7 protein-coding genes and 1 tRNA gene are annotated in these 10,923 nt (G+C 61.5%); 3 read left to right on the top strand and 5 right to left on the bottom strand.

The annotated features are described in order from the left end of the window. Positions 1–2,053, bottom strand: a 2,053-nt coding sequence (locus K0U62_06580) for a S8 family serine peptidase (GenBank protein MCH9801184.1), incomplete at its 3' end; no start/stop codon positions are given. A 460-nt stretch (positions 2,054–2,513) separates the two neighbouring features. Here K0U62_06580 and K0U62_06575 point away from each other — a divergent pair. Then, complete coding sequence (locus tag K0U62_06575) at positions 2,514–3,941, top strand: diguanylate cyclase (protein ID MCH9801183.1); 1,428 nt, start codon at positions 2,514–2,516, stop codon at positions 3,939–3,941. On the opposite strand, the gene K0U62_06570 is transcribed toward K0U62_06575, so the two are convergent. Together K0U62_06570 and K0U62_06565 are read right to left on the bottom strand one after the other, a co-directional pair. Beyond that, entirely contained in the window at positions 3,938–5,182 is a 1,245-nt protein-coding gene (locus K0U62_06570; GenBank protein ID MCH9801182.1) for a geranylgeranyl reductase family protein, read from the bottom strand. The genes K0U62_06575 and K0U62_06570 overlap by 4 nt on opposite strands. A 5-nt stretch (positions 5,183–5,187) precedes the next feature. Then, a complete protein-coding gene (locus tag K0U62_06565; GenBank protein MCH9801181.1) occupies positions 5,188–6,411 on the bottom strand; it encodes a hypothetical protein in 1,224 nt (407 codons plus the stop codon). Positions 6,412–6,657: 246 nt separating this feature from the next. Here K0U62_06565 and K0U62_06560 point away from each other — a divergent pair, with 246 nt between their 5' ends. After that, positions 6,658–9,075 carry a heparinase II/III family protein gene (locus K0U62_06560; GenBank protein ID MCH9801180.1) on the top strand — a complete coding sequence of 806 codons (2,418 nt, stop codon included), beginning with the start codon at positions 6,658–6,660 and terminating at the stop codon, positions 9,073–9,075. 69 nt (positions 9,076–9,144) lie between these two features. Then, positions 9,145–10,206, top strand: a complete 1,062-nt coding sequence (locus K0U62_06555) for a sulfotransferase (protein MCH9801179.1) — start codon at positions 9,145–9,147, stop codon at positions 10,204–10,206. A gap of 104 nt (positions 10,207–10,310) precedes the next feature. On the opposite strand, the gene K0U62_06550 is transcribed toward K0U62_06555, so the two are convergent. Together K0U62_06550 and K0U62_06545 are read right to left on the bottom strand one after the other, a co-directional pair. Further along, positions 10,311–10,384 (bottom strand) — tRNA-Gly (locus tag K0U62_06550). Positions 10,385–10,563: 179 nt separating this feature from the next. After that, positions 10,564–10,923, bottom strand: a 360-nt coding sequence (locus K0U62_06545) for a hypothetical protein (GenBank protein ID MCH9801178.1), incomplete at its 5' end; no start/stop codon positions are given.

Genomic DNA, 10,923 nt, shown 5'->3' with positions numbered 1-10,923 from the left:
CCCAACGGCGACCATCCCAGTCATCCGCGGCCCAGCGACGGCCAGCCCAACGGCGACCATCCCAGTCATCCGCGGCCCAGCGACGGCCAGCCCAACGGCGACCCTGCCAGTCGTCGCCTGCCCAGCGACGGCCAGCCCAACGGCGACCTTCCCAGTCGTCACCTGCCCAGCGACGGCCCTGCCAGCTGTCACCGGCCCAGCGGCGACCTGAGTAAACGAAGTCTGCCCAACGACGGCCAGCCCAGGCTTCGTCAGCCCAGCGGCGGCCAGCCCAGTCGGTAGTGGCCCAGCGACGACCCTGCCAGTTGTCACCGGCCCAGCGACGGCCATCCCACTGCGAACCCTCAACGACCCAGTTGTCGCCAACCTGTGGATCTGCGGAGATGTTTCGGGTGCTCCAAGCGAAGGCCAGCCAGTCTTGGCTCGCCCAGCGACGGCCTTCCCAGTTCAAGCTGTCCCAGGTACCAGACGCCCACTTCTTGGATCCCCAGTCAATGGCGGCCCAGCGACGGCCGATCCACTTGTCCTCGGCCCAGCGACGGCCTTCCCACTTCTGGCTCGCCCAGCGACGGCCAGCCCAACGGCGGCCTTCGAAGTCACCCTCGGCCATGGAGAGTGACCGTCCCAGCACGCCAAGCGACCAGCTGGTGGCGGCCCATTTACGCGTCTGGGGGCTTAGCGCACCCCAGGCATCGACGACGGTCTTGAGATCGCCGGAGGCCCAAGCGGCGGCGAATGCTGCCCAGGTCTCGGAGTCAGCGGCATCGGGACCGAACTCGGAGTTGTTGTTCTGCGTCGGCAGCGGTGGCAGCTGGCCCACGTTTGCGGACATCGCTGCGTTGAGGTCGAGGCCACCGGCTCCGGCACCGTTGCCCAACTGCGCGCTGTAAGCAGTTCCGCGGAACAGCCGCTTCACGTCGTTCGGCTCCAGTCCGTTGCGCTCAGCAAGCAGCACAGCTGCCGCCCCGGAAGCAACGGCTGCCGACATCGAGGTGCCCGTTCCCTTAAAGTAGTGGTCACCGACCCGAGCGCTCTCATTATCCAAGTCGGCGATCGAGTTGGCAGCCCGCAGGGAAACCAGTGACACACCTGGAGCAGCGAAGTCAGGGCGCATTTCCCCGAAGGCCATGCCATAAGAGGAGAAGTCTGCCAGGGTGTCGTCAGAGCGGTCAGCGCTCTTGTTCTCTTCCACCGAACCAGTCGCGATCAGCGTGGGATCAGAGGCCGGTGATGCGATTTCGTTGGGGCCGTCGTTACCGGAAGCGACCACAACGGTCATTCCCTGTGCCCAGAGGTTCTCAAGTCCGCGGTTCAACGGGTCGATCCACGGCGGCAACGGGCTTCCCGAGTTCAGCGCCAGGTTCACGACTCTGACGCTGGAGTCGGCCGCGTTGGCTTCACTGACCGCCTGCAGTCCAGCCAGCACTCGCGACATGGACGTTGAGCCGTCAGGCATTGCGACCTGAACGTCCAGCACCTTCGCCGCAGGAGCGACACCTTGGTATGCGTTGTCAGCAGAGTTAGCGCCGTTACCAGCAATCAGACCCGCCAAGAAGGTGCCGTGTCCTAGGCCATCGCCATCAGGACCACCGCTGACGTTCACATGGTCAACGTCTAGCGCCGTCGTGTCCGCGACACCAGTGTCGATCAGAGCGACCGTCACGCCGTCACCGTCACGCTGATCATTCGCCGTCAGGCCCAAGGTCTCACGGTAAGTATTCGTCGGCCCCGCCGTGGTCTGTTCCTCAGTGTCGGCAGCCTGGAACTCCAGTTTGGAGTCCGGCACCGAGACCGCTCCAGCAGGCGGTGCTACGCCAGCGGGGAGGCTGACGAGCAGCGCATCCGCGACATCGTAGGTTTCCAGCACCGTGCCACCGGAGGCTTCTACCTCACTGACAACAGCTTCGATGTCATCGCCAAAGACTGATAGCAGGTGTTCTGATGAAGACGTGGCGTCCGCCGCAGATACCGTCATCAAGGGCACTGCAAGCCCCGTCGTTGCCGCAATAGTGAACCACCGGCGAGTAATCCCGATGTTCTTGCGCTCCGCCACGATTCCTCCCGAATGATTTACTGCGTTGCACGAGATGCATCGGGATCGCTCGCGGGAAATTGATACTCCAAACGGGTGAATGTGCCCCGATAGGTACCCACAACGGTTCTGCCTGGAGAAAAAACTCCTTTGCGCGACATCTTGACCCGCATAGCGGACATATAGACATCCCGATATCTCTCTGCTGGGAGTATCGGCAAGCGCCAAGCGGACTTTAGTGATTTGTCCCAGAAATCTCGTCTGCTTAAATCTGAGCCGTTTCATACAGCGATTTGTCTACCGCACGGGACCTTGGCAACGCAGCGTCGCGGCTCACACCTAGTGGGGTGCTCAGTTGCCTGCATAACAAAGTTGTCGCAGAAGGGATTTTGACTGAATGTGCGGCTTGGACCTGCCGATAGCCACTACATATCCAAAACTTTTCGGGCATACGTACACGAGCTAGGTGGTGACTCTGGAGATGACCCAAGCGCATTCGGGGCGCAGAACTGCCTTTCTGCTAGGCGCGGAAGCTCGGCCCGTCCATATCGAGACCACCCAGATAGACGGTGGGACATGGCGGCTGCGGGCTACCGCGGAAGGTTTAAGCCCGGTAACCAGCTACTTGCTCGTGGGGGATCGCGGCTGTTTGCTCATGGATCCTGGCTCTTCCCTCACCTGGCCGGAGATTCTGGGGGCACTGGCTCGTATTGACGAATCCATCGACATCAAGTGGGTAGCTGGCCACAGCGCCTTACCTAGTTCGGTAGGTGCCCTTCCGCTCATCCAGTCGACGCTTGGCTCCGACATCACTGTCATCACGTCACCTGCGCTAGCGCCTCAGTTGGCGCACTACGGCATTCGGTTACCAATTCTCACACTCGCCGAAGGCGGCACCCTGGACCTCGGTGGGCGTCGGCTCAGCGCCGAGGTCGGCGAGGATACTCAATCGTTTGCACTGCGCGACGCTATGACCGGGCGACTGCTGGAACTGTCCGAGCAGCCGGAGGAAGCCACTCAACTTCCCGATCGGCTGGAGTCCGCCCGCAAGGCGCTCGAAAACGTACTCCTCACCACTTTGGCGCCTATCGCCCTGGAAGGACGAGCTTTGGCGGCGCTGGCGCCGGTTGGTCGCGTCACCTCGCTGCGAACGTATGTGCGCCAGGATGAAATCTGGTGGGAGTTGGGAGGCAAGGCTGGGTTGCTCGGCTCCGCTATCAACGAGCCGCCGCCAGCCGGCGACCTGACGCTGCGCATTGAACTAACCGAGCCGACCCCCACGGTCCTCGACCTGCGATTCGCGCCGCAGTCGCAGCAGGTACTCGAGGATCCCGCCTTGGCGGACTTGATTACTTCGCTGGAAATACCGCTTAGTTCCGCAATCAGGCGGGTGCTCACGCTTAGAGAGCAAGTACTAATGACGAGAAAACTGCGCAGCGATCTGCGTCGTGACCCGCTCACTGGGGTCGGCAATCGCCGGGCCATGCAGAACTGGGCTCCCACGGGGAACTGGTCGTTGCTGATGGTGGACCTCGATGGATTCGCTGAGATCAACGAGATCGCGGGCCACAATGCCGGTGATCGGGTTCTTCGCACCATCGCCGACATCATCACCCGCGAGGTAGGTAAGAAGGATTTGGTTGTGCGTTACGGCGGCGACGAGTTCGTCGTCCTGCTCGTTGCGGAAGAGACTACGGCGGCCCACGATATTGCCGAGCGTATTCGCGCAAGAGTGGCGGCGGCTGACGCTGAGTCGCTCGGTGTGCCGCGACGACTGTCAGTGAGTGTCGGCGCTGCCAGTGGCAGTGGCAGCCCACTTTCACTGCTGTCTGCTGCTGACAACGCACTGCGGACAGCTAAGTCTGCGGGCCAGAATCATGTCGCAGTCGCTGACTCACCAGAAGCCTAGGCAGCAAACGGCGGGCGCTGGTCAAGCAGTAACGAACTACGACCAGCAAATCTCCAGATTCCCGCGACCGCGTCGTGGTCTTCCTCGGTCACCAGATTTCCCATCAGCCGCAAGGCCACCGTCATCAGCCAGCGCGAACGCATGCCGACCGGACCAGCTCGTCGCAGCAGTTCCGGCTGAGTCAGGAATCCGGCCAGTCGGCGAGCAACGGAAAAGGACGGTCCATAGTGCGAGGACAACGCATCAATCCAGACTTGGCTGATGTCACTGTCGATCCCCGCACCGTGATCAAACAGCTCCGCGGCAAGGCGGCCGGTCTCCAATCCGTAGTCAATTCCTTCGCCATTCAGCGGGTTCACGCAACCTGCTGCATCACCGATCAGAGTCCAGTTCGGGCCCGCGACACCACTGACTGCCCCACCCATCGGAAGCAGCGCTGATCTAACCGCTTCAGGCGTGCCCAAGAGCTGCCACTCTTCTCGTTGACCGTCAAAGTAGTGCTGCAGCAGTTTCCGTAGGTTGACGTCAGCGGGCCGCTGCACCGTGGCTAGCGTCCCGACGCCAAGGTTGACCTGGCCATTCCCTAGCGGGAAGATCCAGCCGTAGCCGCTCAGGATTTCGTCGTCGGCCCCCCGCAGTTCCAGGTGAGACGAAATCCACGGATCATCTGCCCGCATGCTTTTTGCGTATCCCCGGGCGGCCACCCCATAGACCGTCTCGCGGTGCCACTCGCGGCCCAGCATTCGCCCGACCGGTGACCGGGCGCCGTCGGCAATGACCGCTCGCCGGCAACGGATATAGCGAGTCCCCGACACCGTTATGACCTCGACACCTCGCAGTTTGTGATCAACATCTACCGCAACCACTCGAGCGCCCGGCAGGAACTGCGTCCCGCTCGTGAGTGCCTGCTCCAAGATGGCAGCGTCGAGTTCGGTGCGAGCTGCCGCACTGCCAGTGCTGGGCATTGCTCCCCCCGGCCACGGCAGGTGCCACGTCTTACCAAAGCCGTGCGCCCGCAGCCCCCAGTTCGCAGGACGGTCTTGCAACCAGCCCGCCATCCCCAACCGCCGCATTTCGGCGACCGCTCGCGGGGTCAGGCCGTCACCGCAGGGCTTGTCGCGGGGAAATTCAGCGGCGTCCAAGAGAATCGTTTGCAGTCCGGAGCGAGCACACCAGGCTGCAGCGGCGGCGCCTGCCGGCCCTGCTCCGACTACGAGGACATCAGTCTCAAGGGTTTCCATTACCCCTATTGTGAGGCCAACTCCCGAATCACGCTCTCGACGGTTCGGTCATAACCATCCGCATCGTGGTCCGATGGCTGGGATTCGACGGAAGTCGCGCGCAAATCCACCACGTCCGCAGCCGGGGCTGCCGAGGTCAATTGCTCCAAATCTCGCTCCACGGACCGCGCCACCGCCCACGACCGAGCAACTCGGCGCATTCGCATTCGATCCGCTCGGTCCAACACCGCAGCGCGCAACTCTCGACGGCGGCGAGCATCACCGTCGAGCAGCCCATCCAGGACGCTGCCGGCCATGAACATCCAACCCAACGTCCAAAATGGCAAGTCGCGCGCTATCTCAGCGCCGTGCCACCGCAACGCTTGCGCGGCGACAACGGCCACTGCCTCTTCGGTAAGGGGGGCGTCCGGCCAGCCACTGACCTGTTCGGCCTGTCGGCGAGCCGCGGCCTCAGCAGCCTGCGCCAGGCCGGAGTGATCGGGATCGGACACTTGAGCGGTCAACCGCCAGACCACTTCACAGGCATCAGCCGCCGAGCCACCACCAACCAGCGTGGCCACGGCACCACCGTGAGCCAGTACTGATCCAGGCACACCCCGTCGACGAGCGCTGGCGGAATGGCCGTCACGACTCGCGTCACAGTCGCATAGTTGAGGGTCTTTGGATACCTCTACCCAGTCGGCTATCGCTTGGGACTCGGCATCTCGCTGCGGGGAGGGCCGGACATCATCCTGATCAACCTGAGCCGGTCCGCCCACCGACAGCCGACGCCGACGCACGGCGGCTAGCGCGTTCAATCGATCGTCAACCGTCATCGCGCGGTACTGCTCCACCAAGTACGGGGCACCGGGTCCGTAGGACTCGGGCAGGAAGTCGCTGCCGTCTGCCCGAATCAACGGAACGTCGCCAGCTACGGTTTGCCAACCGGACAACTCACCACTTCGAACCTGCAGGAACCCCCCGGCGGGCATAGCCACGTCGTAGTCCGGTTCTGCCCCGGGGACCAGTCCGCCGCGCGGCGGTCCCACATAGTCACCTTCATGAACCGGGGTCGCGGCGAACCACAGATTCACCAACGCCTGCCTGTCTTGGCAATGCACTAGATCGTGTTGACCAGAGAAGGCGCCGAAGGCAAAAGGCTGCGGTAGCCAGCGGCACACAGAGAGGACATCTGGGTGGTCGCGAGCGGTCACTCGCACCTCTGATGCCCCCGAAACCGACTCAGCCATCACGGCCAACTAACAAGATCATGATGGCGCCACGATAAGTCGCCGCAGCCCTGTTCCCCTGTTTTGGCACGAAATTCCCCCGATTCGACACAAATCCGCAATTAACTAAGCGGAAATCAGAGTGGGTAAATCATCGCGAAGTGGCGAAAAACTCACCCATTTCTCGCGAAGAATCTACGCAAAACCCCCATTCTTGGTTACCTTGAGTGAAGTAATGGCGGCACCTCGTGAATGTCCGGGGGGACAATGAACTTTCGAATCAAGGCAGCGCTCGTCGCTGCCGCAGCGGCAGCAGTGATTCCTTGGGGCAGCGGTCAGGCAACCGCAGCGCCCGATCAAGGCAACGCACTCGGCAAGAAAAGTGAGTGGACCGCCCCAGCAGAAGAGGCCCGCGATCTGTTGATCCAGACGATTGGCGACGACCTGCCCCAGCACCCGTATTGCCGTCGTCCGCTGGAGCGACTTGACCTGATGATCAATAGTTCGGACTTCGTCTGGCCCAGTACTCTCACGATCCTCGGCGAAACCCAGCAAGTCGATATCAACACCATGAACCTGTTGGCCGGTCCATTCCAAGATAAATCTCGGCAGGTGTGGTTCTCATCCGGGATTTGGCTCGCGTGGCGCGCAGCGGTGTTCGCTGAAAACGGGCAGCCGAATGAAGCCGTCGCGGCAGCGCGCGCGGTTGTGGCTGCAATGGCCAAGAACCCAGACCCTGGCGCCGCTACTCCCGAAGCCCTGGCCGCTGCGAAAGAGCTCAACTGGGGCGCCGGCATCGCGTGGCGCAGGTCAGAGGCGCTGCTGTGCTTGACCTCGGTGCTTCCCCTCGCCGAGGTGGAGCCACTGCTGCGGATGCACGCAAACGTCTTCGTGGACCCGATCCGCTATCCCGGCCCCCCGAACAACAAGTTGAACAACGGTGGCTTGTTGATCAACCTTCACCTCTTGGACATCGCTGACGTGCTGCAGGATGCCAGTTACCGCGAAGTGGCCATGACGCGTTTGAGCACGGAGTTCCCGCAGGTGTTCTCCGGAACCGGGTTCTCCTATGAGGCATCAAGTCACTACCACGGCGTCAACTACCTCGGCTGGACCGAAGCCATGTTCGCCCTCCAGAACGCCGGTCGCACGGCAGAGGCAGCAGCCCTTTCGGAGATCCTGACTAGAGCCCTCAACGCAGCCGCCCACTTCATCGGACCGACCGGCGAACCGTTGCTGTACGGGAACACCAGGGCGACTGATGCCTTGCTGCGACCCGAAGTTGACGTGAACCGGCCGCTAACCCTGGTCGACCCGAACGAAGGCACCGCTTTTGGGCGCAAGTCTTGGTCCAACAAGAAGACAACCGCTTGGAGTGCAGTCAACCGACCCGCGCTCCGCACGCACGGACACCAAGATGCATTGTCGGTGACCTGGCAAACAGGCGGGGTCCCCATCTTGGTGGATGTCGGACAGCCCATGTACGACATGACTCGGCCCGTTGCTGCATGGAGCAGCAGCCAAATTGCCCACAACACGGCCGTCGCCGCCGGACAGGAAAAGTACTTCTACCGGGGCGGTGAACTGCGCCATCGTGCGGTTGCTGGAGCAGACCTTGTCTCTATGAAACGCGAGACCCGCGACACCACTCAGCAGCGCCAAGCGTTGTTTGATGATCGTAGACGCACGCTTACTGTGGCCGACTCATCGAACCGGCGACTCACGCAGTATTGGCATTTCTCCCCGGACTGGAGCGCAGGTGCCGTCAACGGCAACCAAATCCAACTGACTCACTCCACCGGGCAGAAGCTAACGGTGACGACAACCAAGAAGGCCACGATCACGGTGACTAGAGGCAGCCTCGAGCCGTTCGGAGGTTGGTACGCCAAGGATTTCGACACACCTATCCCCACGACGCAGCTAGCGATCGCGGGTGGCAAAGCCATCGACACCCAGTTTGTTCTCGGCGAGGCTCCTGCCCCGGGGGTGGCAAAGATGACTCGGCGAAGTACCGAGTTGAACGGCAAGTTGAAATACCAGTGGCAGAACGCCAAGCAGGGCAAGACTGCGGCAGGCAAGAAAGTTCCCAAGATCACCGGATACCGCCTGCAGATGCAGCGCAAGGGTGAGCTGTGGCGAACCATCGACATGAATAGCCCCGCGAACAGACTGGCGAACATCGCCACTGACCTAGAGAACGGCGTCAAGCATCGCTTCCGAGTCGCAGCGCTGTCGAAGAAGGGCCAGTCCCTCTTTAGCAAGCCGACAAAGTGGGCGATCCCACACACCACTCCGGGTGCTATCGCAATGAAGCTAGGGCTAATCAAGGGCGAGGGGGCGAAACAAAAAGCCCAACTGAAGTGGCTCGCACCAGAGAATGACGGTGGCGCGAAGGTCACCGGCTATGAGGTAAAACTCAAGAAGGGTGATTGGCAGCGCAACAAGCGCACATCCACCAAGATCCTGATGCCGAAGAAGCGGCAGGTGCTGTGGATCAGGGCCGTAAACCGCGCTGGCGGTGGCGACGCGTTCAAGGTGAAACTCAAGCGGAACAAGGCGGGTGAACTGCTGGTCAATGGTGAAAATCTTGCACCACAGCCACCACCTGAACCCACGCCGGCGCCCACGGCACCCACACCGGCACCCACACCACCGCCGGCACCAGCACCGCCGCCGGCGGCTTAAATCTCTCTGAGCCTGGTCGGTGAGTTCCTCACCGACCAGGCTCGACCTAGGTATCCTCGAGGCGTGCCAATGACTGACGAATCACACGCGGGCCCGGTCTTCGTGATGGGTTCCATGGGTTCGGGGACCACGATCACCCGACTCATGTTGGATACCCACCCCAATTTGATGATCGCTCGGGAGACCGGCTTCATGCGGGCACTCATGGCGAACTACCACATACCTTTCTGGCAATTCGGTGACGTCTGGCTCGATCGCATCGACATGACCGAGGCGGAGTTGGATGAAGCGGTGCGTCGCTTCTACGACGATGTCTTCGGCAAGGCTGCTGCCAAACAAGGAGCTCGGCGCTGGGGCGACAAGACACCTTTCCATGTGCACCACATGAAAAGGGCGGCCCGGATATTCCCAGACGCTCAGTTTGTGGCCACAGTTCGCCACCCAGGAGCAGTGGCCAACAGCATGAAGCGATTTGGCTGGAATTGGAAGGCTGGCATCCGGACTTGGCTCAACAGTAACCAGGCAATGGTCGACAGCGGTATCGAACTCGGTGATCGCTTTTTTCTGATCCGGTATGAGGATCTCGTTTCGGACACTCGCGCCGTGATGGAAGAGGTGCTCGCTTTCCTCGGCGAACCCTGGGATGACCGGGTGCTCAGTCATCACGAACAACAATCCGGGCGCGCCGAAGGTGGAACACGAGCTGAGGAGCCCGTTGACACCGCTCGCATCGCTCGATGGGCCGACTCCGCCTCCCAGGTGCAGATGCGCCGCTTAAACACGAGGACAGCGGGCCTCGCACCCTTGTTCGGCTACCAGCCAACCGACCCACTACCTGCGGCACCGCTCAGCGACAAGACCGACGCAATCGGGATGACTGGGGTGCAACTCGGCCAAAAGTACCAGGAACTATCACCACCGCGGGTCGACTACCGACCAGCCTTCGAGAACCGGCTCTACACGCAGCTCAGCATGGCCGAGGAGCTGGAGCAAGCGAACCTGGCCGGGCGAGACCTGCGTCCCATCCGACAGCCATACCAAGCTCTCATCGACCAACTGGACACACCTTCGCGAACTATGCCTGCTCGAATCAGACGCCGGGTGTCTCGAATCATCAACCCCGATAGTTAACCGACCGCGCGAGTTTTGACCTCCGCCACCCACGTCTGGACGGATCCCGCAGCTAACTCAGTCCAACCACAAACGCCCCCGGGCACACCGGAGGCGTTTCTGCTTGGAGCGGGTGACGGGAATCGAACCCGCACTGTCAGCTTGGGAAGCTGAAGTTCTACCATTGAACTACACCCGCGTGGGGGCTGTGCGCAAACGTGTGCGCAACTCCAGCGTCAAGTATGCCCCATCATATTTGCGAGATTGAGCATGGCTTCGCCTCACGGCTGCGTTCCATCGCGTCACGTGGGCAGAAAAGTGCCAAAAGCGCCATCCAAGTAAGAAAACGGCGGCTTTGTGGTGCTGAAGACGCTCCGTTCAGGCTGCCTGGCCAATATTGACTGCACCTCTGGTGCGAGCAAGTTGGACCAAGTTCTTCGAGATCATGACGCCGTAGACTCGGCGGGCCTTCGATTGTCGGCTCCACGCTACGAGGCGTCTGTCCTCACGCATGGCATCCCACCTCGAGAAGACGGATTCGACGATGTTTCGATGACCCCTCTTGAGGCCAGTGCCCGCCGGATTGCCACCCCACGGCCTCATATAGCGAATTCTTTCCTGATGGTCATCGTCGCTTTCTCCCGGAGCGCGATGCCAAGGAATTAAAATGTCATGTTTCTCCATGACACCTACTCGAGCGGGCACGGTGACTTTTTCGTAGATGTAGTCACGTCGTGT

The sequence above is a fragment of the Actinomycetes bacterium genome (assembly GCA_022599915.1).
Lineage (GTDB): Bacteria > Actinomycetota > Actinomycetes > S36-B12.
The sequence above is the reverse complement of the archived record's forward strand: the minus strand, read 5'-3'. Positions and strand labels throughout refer to the sequence as shown.

Coding starts and splice junctions, on each gene's coding strand:
- K0U62_06575 (MCH9801183.1), top strand. CDS start 2,514: ATGACCCAAGCGCATTCGGGGCGCAGAACTGCCTTTCTGCTAGGCGCG.
- K0U62_06570 (MCH9801182.1), bottom strand. CDS start 5,182: ATGGAAACCCTTGAGACTGATGTCCTCGTAGTCGGAGCAGGGCCGGCA.
- K0U62_06565 (MCH9801181.1), bottom strand. CDS start 6,411: ATGGCTGAGTCGGTTTCGGGGGCATCAGAGGTGCGAGTGACCGCTCGC.
- K0U62_06560 (MCH9801180.1), top strand. CDS start 6,658: ATGAACTTTCGAATCAAGGCAGCGCTCGTCGCTGCCGCAGCGGCAGCA.
- K0U62_06555 (MCH9801179.1), top strand. CDS start 9,145: ATGACTGACGAATCACACGCGGGCCCGGTCTTCGTGATGGGTTCCATG.